Genomic DNA, 22,687 nt, shown 5'->3' with positions numbered 1-22,687 from the left:
TTCTCTTAAAGGCTCTGGTGTTTTAGTGGGTCTGGTCGTTGCCCGAAAGGTCGAGGCCGCCCAGCAGAGCGCCGACGGATTTGAGCGCCAGGCCCGGCAGCGGCTTGTCGTCGAACAGATCGCCGGCCAGCGATCCTTCCAGCCAGAGGCCGTCGATCAGGCCGTTGATGGCGATGGCATAATCGCGGCACTCGGCCGGATCGGCCGGGCGTCCGCTTTCGGTCAGGAATTGCCGGACCAGGGTTTCCAGCGCGTCCACAAACGAAAGGTAGTTTTCCCGATGAATCCGGGCGAATTCCGGATCGACGCGGACATGGCTGATAAAGGCTGCCCAAAGCGACAGGGTACGGGCATCGGTCACCGGTGGCGTCAGGTTGGCGACGATGAAGTCGTGCAACCGTTGCCGGGCTGTGGCACCATCCCGATCGGCGGCGGCAATCGCCGGGGTGCCCATGGCCACCATGGTCTCGCGATAGGCGGCCTGTAGCATCTGGTCCTTGCCATCGAAATAATGGCGGATCAGTCCGCCGGTCACGCCGGCCCGCGCCGCGATCTGGCGCACGGTTGCGCCCTGCAGGCCGAATTCCGCGATGCAGTCGAGCGTCGCGGTGATCAGGTCCTGCCGCCGCTCCGCTTCGCCGACCCGATGGAAGCTGCGTCGGTTCATGGCATCTGCCGCAGGATGGGCCGGGTCAGGCAGGTCGGTCCGCCTTCGCAGGCAATGCAGAGCGCATCGGCTTCGAAGGTCTCGACCGTGCAGCCGGCCGCTTCCATGGCGGCCTTGGTCTTGTCGAAACCTTCGACCATGATGACGTGGCGCGGCGAGGTCGGCAGAACATTGAGGTTCAGGCCGTTGCTGGCCGCAAACTCCTCTGCCGGTGCCACAACCAGCTGGATGCCCTTCTCCTTGAGCAGGAAATAGAAAGCCGCCGGCAGCAGCGGCGTATGGACCAGCGCCAGGTCGGCGGCCAGCGGGCTGATCACCGACATCAGATGCAGGCAGGCCGCTTCGCCGTGCCAGAGCGGCAGATCGAAGCCGAGAACGTCGATGCCGTGCGGCTTCAGCAAGGCCTGCATCTGCTCGATGCCGGCCTGGTTGCTGCGCACGCCGCGGCCGATCGCCAATGTTGTGGCATCGACCCAGACGCAGTCGCCGCCTTCAATCGTGCCGGGCGCCTCAATGCGGCCGAGGATCGGGATGCCGGCCTCGACATAGGCCTTTTCATGCAGCCCCGGCTCGTCCATGCGCAGGGGCTTGCCCATGCGCAGGATGATCGCGCCATGGTCTGACATCAGCGAGGGATCATGGGTGAACATGGCATCGGCCAGACCGTCGCCCTGATCCTCCAGCCAGAGGATTTCAGCACCGGAGCGGGCGACGAGTTCTGCAAACCGGGTATATTGGGCAACCGCCTTTGCGCCGTCGAAGGTTGGGCCATAATGCCATTTGGCCGGATCGGCGGATAGCAGGCTCGGGCCGGGGCGACGCATCAGGACGCGTGCGAGCTTCGAGGCCATATCCTGCGATCCGTAATTCTTCATGATGTGCTTCCCGTTTCGCACCGAATGCCCCACGCTGTCCGGCGATCTAATTTCTTTTTATTATACGCTTGAATAATTACGGCACAAGTGCAAAACTCGCTGCCAATAGCCGGGCGGAGCCAGCGCCGCACCGGGTTAACCAGAAGCTGGCGGGAACAGTTGCAGCAGCGAAACCGGAGGCTTCTCCGGGCATTGGCGGTATTGATGACGGAACCGGCGCAAGCCATAGACGTTCGGGACCTGCATAAGCGTTTCGGACCCCTTGAGGTCCTGAAAGGGGTCTCCCTGTCGGCCCGACAGGGTGATGTGATCGCCATTATCGGCGGCAGCGGATCTGGGAAATCAACCTTTCTGCGATGTATCAACATGCTGGAGCTGCCGAGCGCCGGCTCGGTGACCATCCACGGTGAGACCATCGCCATGAAAAAGGATGGGTACGGCGGGCTCATGCCGTCCAATCGGCGGCAGGTCCAGCGGATCCGCAGCCGGCTCGGCATGGTCTTCCAAAGCTTCAATCTGTGGCAGCACATGACGGTGTTGCAGAATGTCGTCGAAGTGCCGATCCATGTGCTGGGTGTCCAGCGGGATGCGGCCATGGCGATCGCCGAGACCTTGCTGAAGCGTGTCGGTCTCTATGAGAAGCGCGATGCCTATCCGGCCTTCCTGTCCGGCGGCCAGCAGCAGCGTGCGGCCATTGCCCGGGCGCTGGCCATCCAGCCCCTGGTCATGCTGTTCGACGAGCCGACATCGGCGCTCGATCCGGAACTGGTCGGCGAGGTGCTCTCGGTAATCGCCGACCTGGCGCGCGAAAAACGGACGATGATCCTCGTCACCCATGAAATGAAATTTGCCCGCGAGGTCGCCAGCCACGTGGTGTTCCTGCACAACGGCATCATCGAGGAGCAGGGACCTCCCGATGTGCTGTTCGGCGCGCCGAAATCCGAGCGGCTGAAGAAATTCATCAGCTCGATCCACTGAAATACAGACCATTTCGACACAAGACCAATCAAACAAAACAGGGGAAGTCTCATGAAAAATGCTCTGAAAATCGCCGTTCTGGCCGTGGCGCTCGGTGCCGGCGCCATGGGCGCAGTTGCTCAGGAGGTCAAGGTCGGCTTTGCCGCCGAGCCCTATCCGCCGTTCACCTCGCCGGATGCCTCCGGCAAATGGGTCGGCTGGGAAGTCGAATTCATGGAGGCGATCTGCGCTGAAGCAAAACTCACCTGCGTGATCACGCCGGTTGCCTGGGATGGCATCATTCCGGCGCTGACCTCGAAGAAGATCGACATGATCGTCGGCTCCATGTCGATCACCGAAGAGCGCCTGAAGACCATCGATTTTTCGGACAAATATTACAACACGCCAACCGGCGTCATCGGCCCGAAGAGCGAAAAGTTCGAAGCGACACCGGAAGGCCTGGCCGGCAAGATCATCGGCGTGCAGGTCTCGACCATTCACCAGGATTACGCCACCAAGTATTTTGGCGAGAAGGCTGCCGAGATCAAGGAATACCAGACCCAGGACGAAGCCAACCAGGATCTCGCCTCCGGCCGCGTCGATGCCGTTCAGGCCGATGCCATTGCGCTCGACGCCTTCCTGAAATCGGAACCCGGCGCCTGCTGCGACCTCAAGGGCAATGTGAAGGACGACCCGGCCATTCTCGGCGCCGGTGTCGGTGTCGGCCTGCGCAAGGGCGAGACCGAGCTGAAAGACAAGATCAACGCTGCCATCAAGGCGATCCGCGCCAATGGCACCTATGACACGTTCTCGAAGAAATATTTCGACTTCGACGTCTACGGCGGCTGATTTCGTCTGACAGTCTCGATGCGCCGGCACCTGTCCGGCGCGTCGACATTCTCGCAACCGGGCACTCATCATGGCAGCACCGACCGGCGGCATGTTCGATCTCAGTCTTCTGGCGCTCTCTCCACCCGGGTGGGGCGGGGTTCTCCTGGTCGGCTTCCTGCATTCCCTGCAACTGGCCTTCGGCGGCTATATCCTCGGCATGCTGATCGGCGTCGGTGGCGCCTTCGGTAAGCTTTATGGCGGGCCTATCCTGAAAGATCTGCTGGAGGTCTATACGACGGTGATCCGTGCCGTGCCGGAACTGGTGCTGATCCTGCTCCTCTACTATGCCGGCACAGACGCGCTGAATGCGCTGCTGGGCCTCATGAACATGCCGCCGGTCGACATCAGCGGGCTGGTCGCGGGCATTTTCGTGATCGGCGTCGTGCAGGGCGCCTATGCGACCGAAGTGCTGCGCGGCGCCATCAAAGCGGTGCCGCCCGGCCAGATCGAGGCGGCTCGGGCCTTCGGCATGTCGCCCCTCAAGGTCATGCGCCGCGTCACGCTGCCGGCCATGCTGCCCTATGCCATTCCGGGCCTCTCCAATCTCTGGCTGATCGCCACCAAGGACACGGCCCTTCTGGCGGTCGTCGGCTTCAGCACCAAGGCCTATATGCTGTTCTTCCTGGCGGCAGGCGTGCTCTACCTGCTGCTGACGCTGGTGTCCAATGTCGTCATCGGCATCATCGAGCGCCGTTCGCGGCGCGGTATCGCGGAGCCGATCTAGGATGAGCGAAGCGCCGAGTGGCATGCCCGTCTATCTGCCGCCGAAGGCCCGTGGCTTCCTGGAGCCGCATCGCATCCTGCTGATGGCGATCTTTGCGCTGATCCTGTTTTGCGCGATCTGGTTCATGCGCTGGGACTGGCTGCCGAAATATCAGGGACGGCTGTTGGCCGGCCTCTGGCAGACCCTGCTGATGCTGTTTTCGACGGCCTTTGTCGGCTTCCTGCTGGCGGTGCCGATCGGGCTCGTGCAGGTCAGCGGACCGCGGCCGCTGGCCTGGCTGGCGCGGGGTTTCTGCACGCTGATCCGCGGCACGCCGCTGCTGCTGCAACTGTGGCTGCTCTATTACGGTCTCGGTTCCGTCTTTGCCCAATATCCGGAGATCCGCTCATCGATTTTCTGGCCCTATCTGCGCCAGGCCTGGCCCTATGGATTTGCCGCCCTGATGCTGTCCTTTGCCGCCTATGAAGGCGAAATCATGCGCGGCGCCTTTGCCGGCGTGCCGAAGGGCGAGCTGGAAGCGGCGCGCGCCTTCGGCATGGGGCGGTTCACGGTGTTCCGCCGCATCTGGCTGCCGCGCGCCGTGCACCGCGTCCTGCCGACGCTGAACGGCGAGACCGTCCTGCAGCTGAAATCGACGCCGCTGGTGGCGACCATTACCGTTGTCGATCTCTATGCCGTCGTGTCCAAGATCCGCCAGGACACGTTCCTGACCTATGAGCCGCTGTTGCTGCTGGCGCTGATCTATCTTTGCCTGACCGGAATCCTTGTCATGACCTTCCGCTATTTCGAAAATCGCATTCCAACCCGTGGTGCCTGACGATGACGATGCAGTTCCCCAATTCGATGCCCGACCTTGTGGCAACGCGGCGCTTTCTCCATGAAAATCCGGAGATCGGGCTTTCCGAATTCAAGACCTCGGATTTCGTCGCGCAGCAATTGCAGAAGATGGGCTACGAGGTGACGCGGGGGCTCGGCCAGACCGGTGTGGTCGGCACGCTGCGCAACGGGGCCAGCACCAGAAGCGTCGGCATTCGTGCCGATTTCGATGCCTTGCCGATCCTGGAGGAAACCGGCCTCGACTATGCCAGCAAGGCGCCCGGCGTCATGCATGCCTGCGGCCATGACGGGCACACGACCATGCTTCTGGGTGCTGCCAAAATCCTTTCCGAGCGGCGCAATTTCGATGGCGTGCTGCACCTGATCTTCCAGCCTGCCGAGGAGAATTTCGGCGGCGCCAAGCTGATGATGGATGACGGGCTGTTTGAAAAATTCCCCTGCGACGCGGTCTTTGCCCTGCACAACGATCCGGGCATTGCGTTTGGCACATTTGCCGTGCGCGAGGGGCCGATCATGGCGGCGGTCGATGAATGCAGGATCACCGTCGATGGTCGCGGCGGTCATGGCGCCGAGCCGCAGGATACCGCCGATCCGATCGTTTGCGGCGCATCGATCATCATGGCGCTGCAGACCATCGTCTCGCGTAACATCCATCCGATCGATCCGAGTGTCATCACCGTGGGCGCCTTTCACGCCGGTGCGGCCAGCAATGTCATCCCGGAGCGCGCCGAAATGGTGCTGAGCATCCGCTCCTTCAGTCCTGCGGTGCGCGACCAGCTCGAAAGCCGGATTCGCATGATCGCCGAAGGCCAGGCGGCCAGCTATGGCATGGGCGTCACCATCGACTATAGCCGCGGCTACAATGCGACGATCAACCATCCCGCCGAAACGGATTTCGTCCGGGATCTGGCACGACGCTTTGCCGGCGAAGACAAGGTGGTCGACATGGAGCGGCCGACTATGGGCAGCGAGGATTTCGCCTATATGCTGGCCGAGCGACCGGGCAGCTATTTCTTCCTCGGCACCCAGAGAACTCCCAACGACCCGCCGCTGCACCATCCGCGCTACGATTTCAACGACGACATCCTGCCGATCGGCACGAATTTCTGGGTCGAGTTGACGGAAGCCTGGCTGGCCAAGACCTGACATGACAATGCCCGGCAAGCCGGGCATTGACGTTTTTCTGTGTGATGGCAGAAATTCAGACGATCAATCGTCAGCCAAAAGACCGCTGGTCTGCAGCAGGGAGGCAAAGCGACCGCCCATCTGGCTCAGCTCCTCATAACCGCCCTTTTCGACGATCCGGCCATGATCAAGGAACAGGACCTGATCGGCTTCGCGCACCGTGGAAAGACGATGGGCGATGATGAAGGTGGTGCGATCCTGGCGCAACCGGTCGATCGCGGTCTTGACGCGCGCTTCGGTCTCGACGTCCAGCGCGCTGGTCGCCTCGTCCAGGACCAGGATCGGGGCATCCTTCAGGATCGCCCTGGCAATGGCGATTCGCTGGCGCTCGCCGCCGGAGAGCCGGTTGCCACGTTCTCCCACTTCGGTGGAAAAACCGTTGAGCCGGCTTTCGATGAATTCCGTGGCCGCCGCTGCTTCGGCTGCCTTGATGATCTCTTCGTCGCTGGCATGCTCGCGGCCGATGCGAATGTTCTCGCCGATCGTGCGGTTGAGGATGCCGGCATCCTGAAACACGGTTGCGATGCACTGGCGCAGCGAATTGCGCGTCACCTTGGAAATGTCGGTGCCATCGATTAGAATCTGGCCCTGCTGCGGCTCATGCACGCGCTGCAAAAGGTTGATCAGCGTCGTCTTGCCGGCGCCGGTCGGGCCGACGATGGCAATGGTCTGGCCTGCCTTGACCGAGAAGGACACGTCGTGGACGCCCTGCGTGGTGTTGGCAAAATCGAAGGAGACATTGCGGAACTCGACATCGCCGCGGACCTTTGAGAGTTCAGCCGCACCCTTCGGCTCTTCGCGCTCCTGAACGGAATCTTCCAGCTGGTAGAAATCCTCAAGCTTGGCGCGGGCTTCGAAAATCTGCGTGGCAAAGGCGCGCATCTGGTCGAGACGTCCGATCAGCAGGCCGGCAAAACCGATGAAGGCGATGATGTCACCAACCTTGAGTTCGCCCTTTTGGACCAGCATGGTGCCGATGATCAGGATGATCAGCATGGAGATGGTGGAGGCGATGCGGTTGAGGGCGCTGGCGATCGCCCACCAGTCGAGGACCGGATACTGGGCGGCCAGAAGCTTTTCGGTATATTCCTTCAAGGCCCGCGTCTCGGATTCGATGCGGTTGTAGCTATGCACCACCGAGACATTGCTGATCGAGTCGCTCACATGGGAAAACACCGTGTGATAGTGTCCCTCGACCGAGGCCTGGCCTTCCTTGGTGCGGCTCATGACCATCTTGCCGATCAGGATGTAGAGCGCGCCGAGCACCAGCAGCACGATGGTCAGGCGGACATCCATGGAAAAGGCGGTCGGGATCAGCAGGGCCAGGGCGACTGCCGTTGCCAGATGGGTTCGCATAAATTCCAGCCACAGGCCGAACAGCGTTTCGCTGGCGCGCAGCAGGGTATGCAGCGCGTTGGACGTGCCGCGCTGGTGGTGCCAGGTCAGCGGCATGGAAATGATGCGGCCGAAGGCTTCGGTCAAAAGCGTGGCGCGGCGACCATGGGCCAGGCGATCGGCCTCGCGGGCAACGAGCACATAGGCAACCGTGTTGAACACGCCAAAGCCGCCCCACATGACAAGAATAGGCGTCACGTCGCCGCCTTCGGATATGGCGTCGATGATCCGGCCGAACAGGATGGGTTCGGCAATGGTGATCACGGCCAGCACGATATTGGCGATCACGACCACCGTGACCTTCAGCCGATAGGCTGCCAGATATTTCAACGCCCGCATGTAGACTTGGAAGAGTGACACCGATGACCTCGTCTTCTTACGCCGGATTTTTCTCGCACTTTCCGGTCGCTGCCGCGCGTTTTTTCGCAGCCTGTCGATAACCCGCGAAAATGGCCGGCAAATTGCCCTATACCTCGTGACATCGATCCCGCAAACCGGATTCGATATCGCCGGAAGACTAATTTCCCTTCCGAAACCATGGCGAATGCAAGATTTCGGAAAAGCGAATTAATACCCCTATAAGAGGATGGGGCATTAGATATGAACGCAGCATGACCAAAAAATTCGTTTGACTATTGATTATACGGTTTGTCTTCTTTGAAGCAAACAAGGAGGTATTGGTGAGCATAAATCATATTATACAATTTTTGGTCGTGTCGAGAGCATGTAGAACCGCAGAAGAGCTGGTCGCCGAGCTTGAAAAATTGCTCCAAACCTACAAATTCGATTACTATGGCGTGGTTCGAAATCCCAAGCCGACCGAAAATCCCATGACCCTCGTCCTGGCCGGACGCTGGCCGGCGAAGTGGCCTGAGCTCTATATTTCCAAGAAATTCGTTCTCATCGATCCGACGGTCCGCCATCTCGGCCAAGCGCAGCGCGGGTTCCGTTGGCGGGATGCGATGATGGCGTTCAGAAGCGATCCGCATATCAAGCGCATGGGCCGGATGATGACCGAGGCCCATCGCTACGGGCTTGAGGATGGCTACAATTTCCCGATTCATGGACGCAGCGGGCTGCTCGGAAACCTGAGTGTGGGCGGCAAGGCGATCGAGTTGTCGCCGGTCGAGATGACGCTGTTCGATGCTGTTGCCAGACAGGCTTTCTGGCGGCTGATGGAGCTTACCAAGCAGGCCGGCGAACTGGAGGCAGCGGGTCAGGTCGACACCCGCATGACGCGGCGGGAGATGGAGATCCTCAATTACCTGGCTGAAGGGATGACGTCGAACGAAACGGCCAAGATCCTTGAGATCTCCAATCACACCGTCGACTGGTATGTAAATGGCATCCAGGACAAGTTGAATGCAAAGAATCGGCAGCATGTCGTGGCGCTGGCATTTCGCCTCGGTCTGATCAGCTGACTATCGTCATAATTTCTTCAAGCAGCCTTCCGGGAAATTGCGCATCGCCCGACAAACGGCTATGAAATCTCTTCGCAGACGCAGCATATCGACGTCTGCAAGATGAGGAGACCAATTTGTCTATTTCCAAGATTCTTGTTGCCAATCGATCCGAAATCGCGATTCGCGTCTTTCGTGCCGCCAATGAACTCGGAATCAAGACGGTCGCGATCTGGGCTGAAGAGGATAAGCTCGCATTGCACCGCTTCAAGGCCGACGAGAGCTACCAGGTGGGGCGCGGGCCGCATCTGGCGCGGGAACTTGGGCCGATCGAGAGCTATCTGTCGATCGACGAAGTCATTCGCGTCGCAAAGCTCTCAGGTGCCGATGCCATTCATCCAGGCTATGGTCTCCTCTCGGAAAGTCCGGAATTTGTAGACGCCTGCAACGTTGCAGGTATTACGTTTATCGGTCCTCGTGCCGATACGATGCGCAGGCTCGGCAACAAGGTGGCGGCCCGCAATCTGGCGATCGAGATCGGCGTGCCGGTGGTGCCCGCCACCGAACCGCTTCCCGATGATATGGCGGTGGTGGCCCGGATGGCCGAGGAGATCGGCTATCCGGTGATGCTGAAAGCCTCCTGGGGCGGCGGTGGGCGCGGCATGCGCGCCATCCGCGATCCCAAGGATCTCGCACGGGAAGTCGTGGAAGCCAAGCGCGAGGCCATGGCTGCCTTCGGCAAGGACGAGGTCTATCTGGAAAAGCTGGTCGAGCGGGCCCGCCACGTCGAAAGCCAGGTGCTTGGCGACACCCATGGCAATGTGGTGCATCTGTTCGAGCGCGATTGTTCGGTGCAGCGCCGCAATCAGAAGGTCGTCGAGCGGGCTCCGGCACCTTATCTCAGCGAGGAACAGCGCCAGGAACTGGCGAGCTACTCGACGCGGATTGCCAAGGCGACCAATTATGTCGGCGCCGGCACGGTCGAATATCTGATGGATATGGACAGCGGCAAGTTCTACTTCATCGAGGTCAATCCGCGCATCCAGGTCGAGCATACCGTCACCGAAGTCGTCACGGGCATCGACATCGTCAAGGCGCAGATCCATATCCTCGACGGTTGTGCGATCGGCACGCCGGAATCGGGCGTTCCGAAGCAGGAAGACATCAGGCTCAACGGCCATGCCCTGCAGTGCCGCATCACCACGGAAGATCCGGAACACAATTTCATTCCCGATTACGGCCGGATCACCGCCTATCGCGGCGCGACCGGTTTCGGTATCCGGCTGGACGGTGGCACCGCCTATTCCGGCGCCGTGATCACCCGTTATTATGATCCGCTGCTGGAAAAGGTGACGGCGTGGTCGCCCTCGCCATCGGAGACCATCGCCCGCATGGACCGGGCGCTGCGCGAATTCCGTATTCGCGGTGTCGCCACGAACCTGACCTTCCTGGAGGCCATCATCGGCCACCCGAAGTTCAAGGACAATACCTATACGACGCGCTTCATCGATACGACGCCGGAGCTGTTCCAGCAGGTCAAGCGGCAGGACCGCGCCACCAAGCTTCTGACCTATCTGGCCGACGTGACCGTCAACGGCCATCCGGAAGCCAAGGGCCGCCCCAAGCCGTCCAAGGATATTGCCGAGCCGGTCGTGCCGTTCACGCCGGTCGACATCAAGTCCGGCACGAAGCAGAAGCTCGACGAACTCGGTCCGAAGAAATTCGGCGAATGGGTGCGGGCCCAGCCGCAGGTCCTGATCACCGATACCACCATGCGTGACGGCCACCAGTCGCTGCTGGCGACCCGCATGCGGACCTACGATATCGCCCGCATCGCTGGCACCTATGCGCGCGCACTGCCCAATCTGTTCTCGCTGGAATGCTGGGGCGGTGCGACCTTCGACGTGTCGATGCGCTTCCTCACCGAGGATCCGTGGGAGCGCCTGGCGAAGATTCGCGAAGATGCGCCGAACCTGCTGCTGCAGATGTTGCTGCGCGGCGCCAATGGCGTCGGCTACAAGAACTATCCCGACAATGTGGTGAAATATTTCGTCCGCCAGGCCGCCGCCGGCGGGATCGACCTGTTCCGGGTGTTCGACTGCCTGAACTGGGTGGAGAACATGCGCGTCTCGATGGATGCCGTGGCCGAAGAGAACAAGATCTGCGAAGCGGCGATCTGCTATACCGGCGACATCCTCAATTCCGCCCGGCCGAAATACGATCTGAAATACTACACGGCGCTGGCCGCCGAACTCGACAGGGCCGGCGCGCATATCATCGCCGTCAAGGACATGGCCGGTCTGTTGAAGCCGGCGGCGGCGCGGGTGCTATTCAAGGCGCTGCGCGAGGCAACCGACCTGCCGATCCACTTCCATACCCATGACACGTCGGGGATTGCGGCTGCCACCATCCTGGCCGCCGTCGAGGCCGGGGCCGATGTGGTCGATGCGGCGATGGATTCGCTGTCGGGCAATACGTCGCAGCCCTGTCTCGGCTCGATCGTCGAAGCGCTGCGCGGCACGGACCGCGATCCGGGTCTTGATCCGCAATGGATCCGCCGCATCTCCTTCTACTGGGAGGCGGTGCGCCATCAATATACGGCCTTCGAAAGTGACCTGAAGGGTCCGGCGTCCGAAGTCTACCTGCATGAAATGCCGGGTGGCCAGTTCACCAATCTGAAGGAGCAGGCCCGTTCGCTGGGTCTTGAGACCCGCTGGCACGAAGTGGCGCAGACCTATGCCGATGCCAACCAGATGTTCGGCGATATCGTCAAGGTAACGCCGTCATCCAAGGTGGTCGGCGATATGGCGCTGATGATGGTCAGCCAGGATCTGACGGTGGCCGATGTGGTCAATCCGGACAAGGATGTCTCCTTCCCGGACTCGGTCGTGTCGATGCTCAAGGGCGACCTGGGGCAACCTCCCGGCGGCTGGCCGGAAGTGCTGCAGAAGAAGGCGCTCAAGGGTGAAAAGCCCTATACGGTGCGGCCCGGTTCGCTTCTGGCACCGGCCGATCTCGATGCGGAGCGCAAGGAGATCGAGGCCAAGCTGGAGCGGCCGATCAACGATTTCGAATTCGCCTCCTACCTGATGTATCCGAAGGTCTTTACCGACTACGCTTTGGCCGCCGATACCTATGGTCCGGTCAGCGTTCTGCCGACGCCGGCCTATTTCTACGGGCTTGCCTCTGGCGAGGAGTTGTTTGCCGATATCGAGAAGGGCAAGACGCTGGTCGTTCTCAACCAGGCCCAGGCCGAAGTGGATGAGAAGGGCATGGTCAAGGTGTTCTTCGAGATCAACGGCCAGCCGCGTCCGATCAAGGTTCCCGATCGCAACCGCGGTGCGTCCAGTGCCGTGCGCCGCAAGGCGGAGGCCGGCAATGCCGCCCATATCGGTGCGCCGATGCCGGGCGTCATCTCGACCGTTGCCGTGACGGCCGGCCAGGCGGTCAAGGCCGGCGACGTGCTGCTCTCCATCGAAGCGATGAAGATGGAAACGGCCCTGCATGCCGAAAAGGATGGCAAGATCGCCGAAGTCCTGGTGCGCACCGGCGACCAGATTGACGCCAAGGATTTGTTGATCGTTCTCGAAGTCTGAGCGAACGCATTTCCTCGGCTTGACCTCTGAAACCCGGCTTCCCGCAAGGGAGGCCCGGGTTTTTCGTTGCATGATGGCGTCGCCCATGAACAAATAGTGCTTGTAACATATATTAAATCATATATACGAAGATATGTAGATACATCTCTTTGGAGGTTTCCATGTCTCTCGATCGTATGGTTCTGGCTTTCGCCGGCACGATGGTGCTGCTGTCCGTTGTCCTCACTCTTTTCGTGCATCCGCTGTTTGTCTGGTTCACGGTTTTCATCGGTGCCAATCTGCTGCAATCGGCCTTCACCGGTTTCTGCCCGGCTGCGATGCTGTTTCGGAAACTCGGCATCCGCCCCGGAACCGCCTTCTAAGCGGCTTTGTCCTTAAGGAGCAGATCGATGCACGGCTTGCCATTCGCCCCTTCCCTTGCGCTGCTTGCGCTTCTGTCGGGTGCCGCTCATGCCGGCACTCTGCGTGTCGAGCCACAGTCGATTCCCGAATGGAAGGCTGTCTACGGACGGGTCGAGGCGCGCGACAGCGTGCCGGCACGGGCGCGGATCGGCGGAACGTTGATCGACCTCAAGGTAACGGAGGGCGATCCTGTCAAGGCGGGCGACGTCATCGCGTCGGTCAAGGACGATAAGATCGAATTCCAGATCGCGGCGATCGATGCGCAATTGTTGGGTCTGCACGCCTCGATGGACAATGCGCAGTCGGAACTGGCCCGTAGCGAAGAAATGATCAAGCGCGGCGTGACCACGGCGCAGCGGCTTGATGCATTGCGTACCCAGGTCGATGTCGTCCGCAACCAGATTGCCGCTGCGGAAGCCGAGCGTTCGGTGATTGTCCAGCAGGGCAAGGAGGGTGCCGTGCTGGCGCCGGTTGCCGGTACGGTTCTCAGTGTTCCCGTGACGCGCGATGCGGTGATCCTGGCGGGCGAAACCGTTGCCACCATTGGCGGCGGAGGCTTTTTTCTGCGGCTGGCGATCCCCGAACGGCATGCCGACCTGCTGAAGGAAAATGCCACGATCGAGATCGAAGGCGGCGACGGCTTGAAAAGTGCCGGCCGCCTGGCGAAGATCTATCCCGAGATCGACAATGGCCGGGTGATCGCCGATGTCGAGGTGGACGATCTGCCGACCGGCTTCGTCAACCGGCGGCTGCTGGTGCGTGTGCCGGTCGGCGAACGGGACGCCCTGCTGGTGCCATTGGCAGCCATTGCCAACCGTTACGGAAGCGATTTCGTCATCGTGAAAAGTGGTGACGCGACAGCCGAACGCGCCGTGGTCACGGGCCGTCCGATCCCATGGGACGGCGTGGTCATGAGCGAGATTGTCTCGGGCCTTGCGGCCGGCGACGAGGTCATAATTCCATGAAAAAGCCTGGTCTCGGCATTGCCGGCGGCTTGACCAAAGCCTTCATCACCTCGCCCTTGACACCTCTCTTCCTGCTGGCGGCCTTTGCGCTCGGGCTGATCGCCCTGATGACATTGCCGCGCGAAGAGGAGCCGCAGATCTCCGTGCCGATGGTCGATATCATCGTGCGTGCCGACGGCCTGAAGGCCGAGGATGCGGTCAAGCTGGTCACCGAGCCGCTGGAGACCCTCGTCAAGGGCATCAATGATGTCGAGCATGTCTATTCCCACACGACGGACGATCAGGTTCTGGTCACGGCCCGTTTCATCGTTGGGACATCGGGCGATACTGCCGTGCTGCGCATTCACGACAAGATCATGGCCAATATGGCCAGTATCCCGGTCGGCATTCCCGAACCGCTGGTGGTCGGCCGCACGATCGACGATGTGGCGATCGTTTCGCTGACCTTGACGCCGTCGGTCGACAAGGGCGCCGGCGTGGATGCCGTCGCTTTGACGCGCATCGCCCGGGAGCTCCGGGTCGAAATCTCCAAGATCGATGATGTCGGGATCAGCTATCTGGTCGGCGAGACCGGCGATGCCATCCGCATTGCACCGGACACTGAGAAACTGGCGCTCTACGGCCTGACGCTGCAGACGCTGTCTGCCAAGGTGACGGCGGCCAACCGCTCCTTCTCGACGGGACTTCTGCGCGACAAGGGTGAGCAGATCGAGTTGATGGCCGGTGAAACATTGGCGACACCCGTCGAGATTGGCAATCTGCTTTTGACCACCCGCGACAACCGGCCGGTCTATGTGCGGGATGTTGCCGAGATATCCTTCGCGACCGATACCAGCGAAGCCCGCGCGTCAACGGTCACTCGGGGCGAGGACGGCGCGGTGCGCCGGGTCCCGGCAGTGACGCTGGCGGTGGCCAAGCGTGCGGGGTCCAATGCCGTGCTGGTATCGGAGCAGATTCTGGAGCGAATCGAGCAGCTGGAAGGCAGCCTTTTGCCGGATTCGATGCATGTCGAAGTGACCCGCAACTATGGCGAAACGGCCAATGAGAAGGCCAATGAGCTGCTCTTGCATCTGGGTCTGGCGACCCTGTCGATCATCGCCCTTGTCTGGGTGGCCATCGGCCGCCGCGAGGCGATGGTGGTGGCCGTGGTCATTCCCGTTACCATCCTACTGACGCTGTTTGCCGCCAATATCATGGGCTATACGCTGAATCGCGTGTCGCTGTTCGCGCTGATCTTTTCGATCGGCATTCTGGTGGATGACGCGATCGTGGTGATCGAGAATATCGCGCGGCATTGGGGCATGGCGCCCGATATCGATCGCCGCCAGGCGGCCATCGAAGCGGTGGCGGAGGTCGGCAATCCGACGATCGTCGCGACGCTGACGGTGGTCGTGGCCCTGCTGCCGATGCTGTTTGTCTCCGGCATGATGGGCCCCTATATGAGCCCGATCCCGGCCAATGCCTCGGCGGCGATGATCTTTTCGTTTTTCGTGGCCGTGCTGGTCACGCCCTGGCTGATGCTGAAGGTGGCCGGCAAGGCTCCCCTGCATCATGATGCCGATCACGCCGCAGGCGGGCACCTCGGCCGGATCTATTCCGCCGTCGCACGGCCGATCCTTGCCTCCAAGGCGCGCAGCTGGACCTTCCTGATGCTGGTCGGTGTCGCCACGCTCGGATCCCTGGCGCTGTTCTATACCCAGGATGTCACGGTCAAGCTGCTGCCCTTCGACAACAAGTCCGAACTCCAGGTTCTGATCGATCTGCCGGAAGGATCCTCAGTCGAGGCGACCGACGCGGTTGCCCAGGCGGTGGCGGGGATCGTGCTCGATACGCCCGAAGTCCTTTCCGTCCAGACCCATGCCGCGACTGCGGCGCCCTTCAACTTCAACGGGCTGGTGCGCCAGGCCTATCTGCGCTCCAGTCCGTATATGGGCGACGTCCAGATCAACCTGGCGCCCAAGGGTGAGCGGGACCGATCGAGCCACGCCATCGCGCTCGATCTTCGCCAGCGGCTGCTGTCCTCCGTCAAGGTTCCCGACGGTACGTCGCTGAAGGTCGTCGAACCGCCGCCGGGTCCGCCTGTGATGGCGACGCTGCTCGCCGAGATCTATGGGCCGGATGCCGAAAGCCGCCGGGCGACGGCGCGACAGGTGACGGAGGCGTTCCGGTCCGTGCCGTTCATCGTCGACGTGGACGACAGTTTCGGCCAGCCGGCCAGGCGCCTGCGAGCAACGATCTCGACCGACGATCTCGATTTCTTCGGGGTCAGCGAAAGCGACGTCTTCGACACGCTGTCCATCCTCAACGATACGACCGTCATCGGATACTCCCATCGCGGCGAGGGCCGAGCGCCGATCCCGATCGAGATCGGCCGGCCGAAGGGCATGAAAGTGATGGACGAGACCCTGCTTGCGACGCCGATCCCCGCCAATGTGCTGCCCGGGTCGCGCTCGGTGGTGGAACTGGGCGACGTGGTGCGCATCCGCGAGGAGCGGGCCTCCTTCCCGATCTTCCGGCACAATGGCCGCTATGCGGAAATGGTCACGGGGGAACTCGCCGGTGCCTTCGAAGCGCCGCTTTACGGCATGCTTGCCGTGCAGGATGCAATCGACGCGATGGACTGGACCGGCTTGCAGAAGCCGCAGATCGTTCTGCATGGCCAGCCGATCGACCAGAGCAAGTCTGTCCTTCTGTGGGACGGCGAGTGGGAGGTGACGTGGATCACCTTCCGCGACATGGGGGCTGCTTTCATCGTCGCATTGCTGGGCATCTATATCCTGGTGGTCGCGCAGTTCGGATCGTTCAAGGTGCCGCTGGTCATTCTGACGCCGATCCCGCTGACCTTTATCGGCATCCTGACCGGCCATTGGCTGTTCGGCGCGCCGTTCTCGGCCACCTCGATGATCGGCTTCATAGCCCTGGCCGGCATTATCGTGCGGAACTCCATCCTGCTGGTCGATTTCGTCCGCCACGCCAGCAGGCCAGACCGTCCGCTGACCGATGTGCTGATCGAAGCCGGCGCCATCCGCTTCAAGCCCATCCTGCTGACGGCCGTTGCGGCGATGATTGGTGCGGTGGTCATCCTGACCGATCCGATCTTCCAGGGATTGGCGATTTCCCTGCTATTCGGTCTTGCATCGTCGACTCTGCTGACGGTTCTGGTCATTCCGGCAATCTACCGGGTGCTGCGGACCTGAGCCTAAGTGTCGTCACCGTCTGCGTTTTACTGCAGACAGTGACGGTTAACCTTAAAAGCGATCGCCGACACTATTGGACCTGGCGAGGGTCTTGGGTTTACGGCTCGTTTCCACATTTGCGCTAGTGTTGCCTCAGATTTATAGTTTGGGGTGCAATGTGAAGCATAATCTCAAGGTCATTTCGGCACAGCCGGATTATCGTGCCGAGCTTGAAGCCAAGCTGACGCTGGCGCATTCCCGAATCGAAAAGGCGTTTCTCGATGGCGGGGCCGTTCTGGTCTCCGTCATGGAAATCCTCAACGGTCTGGTCGATATCCTCGATCGGCTGACGGGAACCCTGGACGGACAGAAAACCGCCAGCACGATCGACGGGCTTCGCCAGACGGTTGCCGATCTGGCGACCCTGCCGCAGCTGGCCGAGATGCGTCAGTCGACCTTCAGCGAGATATCCGAGATCTGCCACTCGACCTTCCAGCACGTTCAGGACATGCAGGAATCCATTCGCTACCTCAGAACGTTTGCGATCACCGTGAAGATCACCGGGGCGGGGCTTGCGGGCTTCGGCGAGTTTGCCGACGAGATCCGTGACCGTATCCAGTCGGGCGCCATGGAAGTCGAAAAGTTCGGCGGGCAACTGGCACTGATGCGCTCGCAGCTCGACCGGGCGCGGACCTTCTCGCAGGGTATCCGCCAGGATTTCGACGCCACCATCCCGCAGATCGTCCTCAATCTCAACCAAAGTTCCGGCCAGATCGCCAAGCAGCATGAGCAGATGGTTTCCGTTGCCGCGCAGGTCAAGGCCGTGACGCGCAACGTGCAGAACAAGATCGCCTCGGTGCTTTCGGCCCTGCAGATCGGCGACATCACCCGTCAGCGGATCGAACATATCCAGAGCGCCATGGAGATGTTCGATACCTTCGTGTCCTCACCGGACGGTGCGGCGCTGAGCGCTACGGAGATTGACGACCTGCAGACAGCGATCTTCCACCTTGCCCATGCGCAGCTCGATGAGACACTTGCCGATTTCCGCCAGCAGTGCCGCAGCATCTTCACCAATATTTCCAGTTTCACCGAGAATGCCACGCAGATCCTGGTGCTGCGCGACAAGCTGACCGAACAGGGCAGCGGTCAGGACCAGAATGCGCTGAAATCGATGGAAGTCGATATGCAAAACGGTTGCCAGCTTGCGACCCGTGTCCAGGAGCGCAGCACCGATTCCGATGAGGTGGTCGGGTCGGTGACCAAGACCGCCCATGACCTGTTGATGGGCATCGAAGTGATCCGCTCGATCAAGACGGATATCCACTATATGGCGCTGAACTCCAATCTGCGCTGCTCGCGGCTTGGCGATGAAGGCCGGTCCGTCAATGTGGTGAGCGGCGAGCTGCGCACCTTTGCCGCCAGGCTTGAAACGCCGGCGGATGCCATCGTCACGGAATTGCAGCGTGTCGAAACCGCCACGCAATATCTGGCGAGCGAAGCATCGGTCGAGATCAGCAATATCGCCGGCCCGCTGCAGGATGCGCTGTCGGCCATCCAGGGCGTCAGTGCCGAGATGGAGAAGGGGCTTGGCGAATTTGCAAACGAAGGCCAGGCGGTGTTTAGCCGGATCAGTGCTGCCGTGACCAAGCTCGATTTCGAAAGTGAACTGGGTGATGTGCTGAACGAATGCCTGTCGCTCGCCGCCGATCTGTCGCCCGGCAACGAACCGGATCTCTCAGGCATGGCCGAAAAGGCAGCGCCTCTGTCTGCGCAGATCTACCGGATCTATACGATGGTGCAGGAGCGCGACATCCACACCCGTTATCTGCCCTCCGCCGGCACATTCGCCTTGGCTCAGGAACCGCCGAAGGCCGAGATCGTCAATGACGACGATCTCTTTGCCGACGCGCTGTTTTGATCTGGTTGAAGTGAGAGCCTCGTTCAGGCGGCCTTTTCAAGGCTGCCGGCTGTCAGCTGTCCGCTCTTGGCAGCCTTTCGTGCAACGGGCACCAGGCGCTGCACCTCGTCTGCAAAGCTGACGGCATTTTCGATCGCCTTGTCGAGATTGCTGACCTTGGCGCCGTCCATCGTGTGCAGGAAAGCCTTGAAATCGAACATGTCGCGATAGGCGGAACGCTCGATGATCGGGGTGTCGAGTACATGCACACTCTGCTCGGCCAGCAGTTGCTTGACGGCCTGCAGGGCACGGGTCGTCACAAAGGAATTGACCCTCGACAGAACGACGGAATGGGCAATGCGCAGGTCGGCTTTGCGGTCGAGATAGCGCAGCAGGTCCAGCACCTGAGCGCCACCCTGGGCATCCATCGAACTGCCCTGGATCGGGATGAGAACATGGTCGGACAGGCCGATGGCTGTCGCCAGCAAGGGCGTCTGGGCGCCGGGAAGATCAACGATCACATAGTCGCACACAGCGCGATAATCATTGACGGTCCGCTGCAGAGACGCAGCGGATACGAATGTCTCGACGGTCAGATTGTGCTGTCGCTCGGCGGCGTCAAACCATTTCGAGATCCAGCGTTGCGGATCCGTATCGATCAGGCAGACGCGATAACCGCGACGCAAGAGTTCCGTTGTCAGCAGCAGCACCGCCGTGGTTTTGCCCGCTCCGCCCTTGGTGTTGGCAAATGTGACGACTGGCATTTTCGATCTCCATCAGAGCATACGAGCCGTCATCGCTCAACACCGGCACCGTTACATGGTCCCGATCCCATAGTTGCGAATTATGGTTAATAAGTTGTAAACAGGGCGCCGCTCGACGTTTTGCCAAAGGCTAGCGCCGCTTGTCCTCCGCCAGGATTTCCCGCGCAATCTGATTGAGCGGCACGATCTTGTCGACGCCACCGCGCGCAATGGCCTCCTTCGGCATGCCGAAGACAACCGACGATGCTTCATCCTGGGCGATGGTGAAGGCACCGGCCTGGTGCATTTCCTCCATGCCTTTTGCGCCGTCGTCGCCCATTCCGGTCATGATGACGCCCATGGCATTCGAGCCGGCCGAGCGGGCAGCCGAGCGAAACAGCACGTCGACGGAAGGCCGGTGTCGGGACACCAGCGGTCCTGCACGGACGGAGACCTGGTAGCGCGCGCCCTGACGCTCCAGCAGGGTGTGCCGGTCGCCGGGAGCGATCAGCACATGGCCGCGCAGAACCGGATCACCGTCCTCGGCCTCCTTGATTTCCACCTCGCAAAGGCTGTTGAGGCGCTTGGCAAAGGCAGCGGTAAATTTTTCCGGCATATGCTGGACAATCACCAGGCCCGGCGCATTGGCGGGCAGCTTTTCCAGCATTTCCCGCAGGGCTTCCGTGCCGCCGGTCGAGGCGCCGACACAGACCACCATTTCCGTGGTACGGGCCATGGCTTTGCCGGTCGGCGGCGGCAGTACGGCATCGGCCGTCAGCTTGGCGGCCGGGCCAGAGGCAACGGCAAAGCGGCTGGCGGCACGGCCGGGACCCACCCGGGCATGGGCCGCACTCTTGACGACTTCGCAGATCCGCATCGCCTGTTCGGCCAGATAGTCGGCGGCGCCGATCTTGGGCTTCAGAATGACATCGACAGCACCGGCCTCCAGCGCCTGCAGCAGGGTTTCCGAGCCGGATTCGGTCAGCGATGAACACATGACGACCGGGATCGGCCGTTGCGACATCAGCTTGCGCAGAAAGGTGATGCCGTCCATACGCGGCATTTCCACATCCAATGTAATGACATCCGGGATGTCCTCCTGAATCCGCTTTGCGGCGATGAAGGGATCGGACGCCGCGCCGAGCACCTCGATTGCCGGATCGGATTGCAGGATGGTGGTCAGCGTTTGCCGGACGCTCGCGGAGTCATCAATGATTAGGACGCGGATCTTTTTTCCCATCGTGTGACGTTGTCAGTCCTTTCTGAAAATGGTGTTAGCGACCTGGCGCACTGGCAGATCGATGCCGGTGACCGATTCCGAGTGACCGATGAACAGATAGCCTCCCGGTGCGAGATGTTTGCAAAGCTGCGTCAGAACATGGGATTGGGTCTTCTTGTCGAAGTATATGAGCACATTGCGGCAGAAGATCAAATGCATGGGTTCGCCGACCTGATAGCTCTGGTCCATCAGGTTGAGCCGGCCAAACCCGACCTTGGCGCGCAGCGACGGCGTGATCCGCACGTCATGGCGGGTCCTGTCGACGGCCTGCATGACATATTTGGCCATCAGGTCGGGCGCAACGGGCTTGAGAAGTTCGGCCTGGTAGATGCCGGACCGTGCCTTTAAGAGCACTTCGGTGGACAGGTCTGTGGCCAAAATGGAGTAATCCGGACCGCCTTTTTCCGCATATTCAGCCAGCACCATCGCCATCGTATAAGGCTCGGCACCTGTCGAGCAGGCCGAGCTCCAGGCCCGGATGCGGCGCAGGCCGGAGGCCTTGAACTCCGGCAGGATCACCTGTTCCAAATAGGTGAAATGGTTGGGTTCGCGAAAGAAGTCGGTCTTGTTGGTGGTGACGGCGTCGATCAGATAGACGCTCTCCGCTTCCAGCCCGCCGTGCTTGAACAAGTAGTCGCAATAGTCGTTGAAACCCTGCAGGCCCGTCGCCCGGACGCGCCTGCGCAGCCGACCCTCCAGCATGGTCATCTTGGTCTGCGGCATCTTGATGCCGCTGTAGTTATAGATATAGCCCGACAGCAGCTGGAAGTTCTTGTCGCTCAGGCGCTCGTCTGCGCTCTGAGGTTTTACCGCGATACTCACACTCATACGCTCTTACGCTCCTTAGGCGACGGCCATCGACTTCTCGCCGGTGTGGAGAAGGGTATTTTCGGTATCGGAGAACAGCCGTGCCAGATCGACGATGACGACAAAATCGCCTTCGCGCCGGACGATGCCGGCAATATAGTCCGAACGCCAGTGTATCCCGATATCCGGTGCGGTCTCGATCTGGTCACGCCGGAACGGCGTGACCTCGAAGACCTTGTCGGCGACCAGGCCGAGTGCGAGCACCCGTTCCTTGAGCGGTATGTCGAGCACCAGGATGCGGGTATGCGGCGTTTTGACGGTCTTCGTCATGCCGAGCTTCAGCCGGAGATCGATGACCGGCACGCCCTGGCCGCGTACGTCCCGCAGGCCCAGCAGATAGTCGGGCCCATGGGGGATCTTGAACGCGTCCTCGTGATCGAGGATTTCGCGGACGGTTTCGACAGGCACGGCGAAGACTTCTTCGCCGAGACTGAAGGTTACGAATTGCGATTCAGATGTAGGATTGGCCATGATCATGCACTTTCCCTAAATTGAGCGTCATCGGAGTCTGGTCCGCCCATCGACAGGTCGAGGGCAAAGCCCTTGGCCCGGGCCTGTTGGGCGGCAATCGAGTGATCGGCAGCGGCCGCAGGGCGGCGCGGTGCAGATGAGGCGGCCGGCTGCCGGGCGGCGGGTTTTGCCGCCGATCGCTGCGGCGAGCCGCTGGCACGGGTGCCAGCCCGGTCGACCCTGAAGAAGGAGATCGACGTCTGCAGTTCCTCGGCCTGTGCGGCCAGTTCCTCAGATGTCGCCGACATTTCTTCCGAGGCACCGGCATTCTGCTGGGTCACCTTGTCGAGCTGCTGGATCGCCTCGTTGATCTGCGAA

The 22,687-nt window shown here is 61.1% G+C and carries 18 protein-coding genes and 1 pseudogene; 11 read left to right on the top strand and 8 right to left on the bottom strand.

Features of this window, described 5'->3' with window-relative positions; all coding sequences use genetic code 11:
- Nucleotides 1-22 precede the first annotated feature (22 nt).
- Both HGO38_RS24635 and HGO38_RS24630 read right to left on the bottom strand, forming a co-directional pair.
- Nucleotides 23-667 carry a TetR family transcriptional regulator C-terminal domain-containing protein gene (locus tag HGO38_RS24635; protein ID WP_250958471.1) on the bottom strand — a complete coding sequence of 215 codons (645 nt, stop codon included), beginning with the start codon at nt 665-667 and terminating at the stop codon, nt 23-25.
- Nucleotides 664-1,542: a dimethylarginine dimethylaminohydrolase family protein gene (locus HGO38_RS24630; RefSeq protein ID WP_250958470.1), complete on the bottom strand. Its 879-nt coding sequence runs from the start codon at nt 1,540-1,542 to the stop codon at nt 664-666. Before HGO38_RS24630 ends, HGO38_RS24635 begins: the two co-directional genes overlap by 4 nt.
- Nucleotides 1,543-1,746: 204 nt before the next feature.
- Between HGO38_RS24630 and HGO38_RS24625 the strand changes: the two genes are divergently transcribed.
- The 5 genes from HGO38_RS24625 (at nt 1,747) to HGO38_RS24605 (ending at nt 6,097) form a co-directional block, all read left to right on the top strand.
- The gene (locus tag HGO38_RS24625; protein ID WP_250958469.1) at nt 1,747-2,520 is read left to right on the top strand and encodes an ABC transporter ATP-binding protein; all 774 of its coding nucleotides are present in this window, start codon (nt 1,747-1,749) and stop codon (nt 2,518-2,520) included.
- Nucleotides 2,521-2,571: 51 nt separating this feature from the next.
- Nucleotides 2,572-3,348 (top strand): transporter substrate-binding domain-containing protein, encoded by a 777-nt coding sequence (locus HGO38_RS24620; protein ID WP_250958468.1) that lies wholly within the window; start codon nt 2,572-2,574, stop codon nt 3,346-3,348.
- A 70-nt stretch (nt 3,349-3,418) separates the two neighbouring features.
- Entirely contained in the window at nt 3,419-4,114 is a 696-nt protein-coding gene (locus HGO38_RS24615; protein ID WP_250958467.1) for an ABC transporter permease, read from the top strand.
- Nucleotide 4,115: 1 nt separating this feature from the next.
- Complete coding sequence (locus HGO38_RS24610; RefSeq protein ID WP_250958466.1) at nt 4,116-4,931, top strand: ABC transporter permease; 816 nt, start codon at nt 4,116-4,118, stop codon at nt 4,929-4,931.
- Between the two features lie 2 nt (nt 4,932-4,933).
- On the top strand, nt 4,934-6,097 hold the full coding sequence (locus HGO38_RS24605) for a M20 aminoacylase family protein (RefSeq protein ID WP_250958465.1): 1,164 nt from the start codon (nt 4,934-4,936) through the stop codon (nt 6,095-6,097).
- A gap of 63 nt (nt 6,098-6,160) precedes the next feature.
- Here HGO38_RS24605 and HGO38_RS24600 read toward each other — a convergent pair whose 3' ends face one another.
- Nucleotides 6,161-7,891, bottom strand: a complete 1,731-nt coding sequence (locus tag HGO38_RS24600) for a glucan ABC transporter ATP-binding protein/ permease (protein ID WP_250958464.1) — start codon at nt 7,889-7,891, stop codon at nt 6,161-6,163.
- Between the two features lie 320 nt (nt 7,892-8,211).
- Here HGO38_RS24600 and HGO38_RS24595 point away from each other — a divergent pair, with 320 nt between their 5' ends.
- The 6 genes from HGO38_RS24595 to HGO38_RS24570 all read left to right on the top strand — a co-directional run bounded on the left by HGO38_RS24595 (nt 8,212) and on the right by HGO38_RS24570 (nt 18,991).
- On the top strand, nt 8,212-8,952 hold the full coding sequence (locus HGO38_RS24595) for a LuxR family transcriptional regulator (protein WP_250958553.1): 741 nt from the start codon (nt 8,212-8,214) through the stop codon (nt 8,950-8,952).
- 116 nt (nt 8,953-9,068) lie between these two features.
- A complete protein-coding gene (gene pyc / locus HGO38_RS24590) occupies nt 9,069-12,527 on the top strand; it encodes a pyruvate carboxylase (RefSeq protein WP_250958463.1) in 3,459 nt (1,152 codons plus the stop codon).
- A gap of 161 nt (nt 12,528-12,688) precedes the next feature.
- Nucleotides 12,689-12,889, top strand: a complete 201-nt coding sequence (locus HGO38_RS24585) for a YgaP family membrane protein (protein ID WP_250958462.1) — start codon at nt 12,689-12,691, stop codon at nt 12,887-12,889.
- Between the two features lie 27 nt (nt 12,890-12,916).
- Nucleotides 12,917-13,894 carry an efflux RND transporter periplasmic adaptor subunit gene (locus HGO38_RS24580; RefSeq protein WP_250958461.1) on the top strand — a complete coding sequence of 326 codons (978 nt, stop codon included), beginning with the start codon at nt 12,917-12,919 and terminating at the stop codon, nt 13,892-13,894.
- Nucleotides 13,891-17,091: an efflux RND transporter permease subunit gene (locus HGO38_RS24575; protein ID WP_250958460.1), complete on the top strand. Its 3,201-nt coding sequence runs from the start codon at nt 13,891-13,893 to the stop codon at nt 17,089-17,091. Before HGO38_RS24580 ends, HGO38_RS24575 begins: the two co-directional genes overlap by 4 nt.
- 157 nt (nt 17,092-17,248) lie before the next feature.
- Nucleotides 17,249-18,991, top strand: a complete 1,743-nt coding sequence (locus HGO38_RS24570) for a methyl-accepting chemotaxis protein (protein ID WP_250958459.1) — start codon at nt 17,249-17,251, stop codon at nt 18,989-18,991.
- A 23-nt stretch (nt 18,992-19,014) separates the two neighbouring features.
- Here the strand turns inward: HGO38_RS24570 and HGO38_RS24565 are convergent, their stop codons facing one another.
- The 5 genes and pseudogenes from HGO38_RS24565 to HGO38_RS24545 all read right to left on the bottom strand — a co-directional run.
- Nucleotides 19,015-19,734, bottom strand: coding sequence for an AAA family ATPase (locus tag HGO38_RS24565; protein ID WP_250958458.1), 720 nt, complete (start codon nt 19,732-19,734; stop codon nt 19,015-19,017).
- A gap of 130 nt (nt 19,735-19,864) precedes the next feature.
- Nucleotides 19,865-20,953 (bottom strand): protein-glutamate methylesterase/protein-glutamine glutaminase, encoded by a 1,089-nt coding sequence (locus HGO38_RS24560; RefSeq protein ID WP_250958457.1) that lies wholly within the window; start codon nt 20,951-20,953, stop codon nt 19,865-19,867.
- Between the two features lie 12 nt (nt 20,954-20,965).
- A complete protein-coding gene (locus HGO38_RS24555) occupies nt 20,966-21,820 on the bottom strand; it encodes a CheR family methyltransferase (RefSeq protein ID WP_250958456.1) in 855 nt (284 codons plus the stop codon).
- A 15-nt stretch (nt 21,821-21,835) separates the two neighbouring features.
- Nucleotides 21,836-22,336 (bottom strand): chemotaxis protein CheW, encoded by a 501-nt coding sequence (locus tag HGO38_RS24550; protein WP_250958455.1) that lies wholly within the window; start codon nt 22,334-22,336, stop codon nt 21,836-21,838.
- Nucleotides 22,333-22,687, bottom strand: a pseudogene (locus HGO38_RS24545) (methyl-accepting chemotaxis protein); the annotation flags it as partial. The gene HGO38_RS24550 and the pseudogene HGO38_RS24545, both read right to left, overlap by 4 nt.

The sequence above is a fragment of the Rhizobium sp. CG5 genome, from assembly GCF_023701945.1.
Lineage (GTDB): Bacteria > Pseudomonadota > Alphaproteobacteria > Rhizobiales > Rhizobiaceae > Allorhizobium.
Note: the sequence above shows the minus strand (reverse complement) of the source record. Positions and strands in the feature narration are given on the sequence as shown.

Bases quoted from the DNA above. Each gene is read 5' to 3' on its own strand.
- HGO38_RS24555 (WP_250958456.1), bottom strand. From the start codon at position 21,820: ATGAGTGTGAGTATCGCGGTAAAACCTCAGAGCGCAGACGAGCGCCTG.
- HGO38_RS24575 (WP_250958460.1), top strand. From the start codon at position 13,891: ATGAAAAAGCCTGGTCTCGGCATTGCCGGCGGCTTGACCAAAGCCTTC.
- HGO38_RS24635 (WP_250958471.1), bottom strand. From the start codon at position 667: ATGAACCGACGCAGCTTCCATCGGGTCGGCGAAGCGGAGCGGCGGCAG.
- HGO38_RS24580 (WP_250958461.1), top strand. From the start codon at position 12,917: ATGCACGGCTTGCCATTCGCCCCTTCCCTTGCGCTGCTTGCGCTTCTG.
- HGO38_RS24625 (WP_250958469.1), top strand. From the start codon at position 1,747: ATGACGGAACCGGCGCAAGCCATAGACGTTCGGGACCTGCATAAGCGT.
- HGO38_RS24550 (WP_250958455.1), bottom strand. From the start codon at position 22,336: ATGATCATGGCCAATCCTACATCTGAATCGCAATTCGTAACCTTCAGT.
- HGO38_RS24560 (WP_250958457.1), bottom strand. From the start codon at position 20,953: ATGGGAAAAAAGATCCGCGTCCTAATCATTGATGACTCCGCGAGCGTC.
- HGO38_RS24630 (WP_250958470.1), bottom strand. From the start codon at position 1,542: ATGAAGAATTACGGATCGCAGGATATGGCCTCGAAGCTCGCACGCGTC.
- HGO38_RS24610 (WP_250958466.1), top strand. From the start codon at position 4,116: ATGAGCGAAGCGCCGAGTGGCATGCCCGTCTATCTGCCGCCGAAGGCC.
- HGO38_RS24615 (WP_250958467.1), top strand. From the start codon at position 3,419: ATGGCAGCACCGACCGGCGGCATGTTCGATCTCAGTCTTCTGGCGCTC.
- HGO38_RS24620 (WP_250958468.1), top strand. From the start codon at position 2,572: ATGAAAAATGCTCTGAAAATCGCCGTTCTGGCCGTGGCGCTCGGTGCC.
- HGO38_RS24565 (WP_250958458.1), bottom strand. From the start codon at position 19,734: ATGCCAGTCGTCACATTTGCCAACACCAAGGGCGGAGCGGGCAAAACC.
- HGO38_RS24605 (WP_250958465.1), top strand. From the start codon at position 4,934: ATGACGATGCAGTTCCCCAATTCGATGCCCGACCTTGTGGCAACGCGG.
- HGO38_RS24585 (WP_250958462.1), top strand. From the start codon at position 12,689: ATGTCTCTCGATCGTATGGTTCTGGCTTTCGCCGGCACGATGGTGCTG.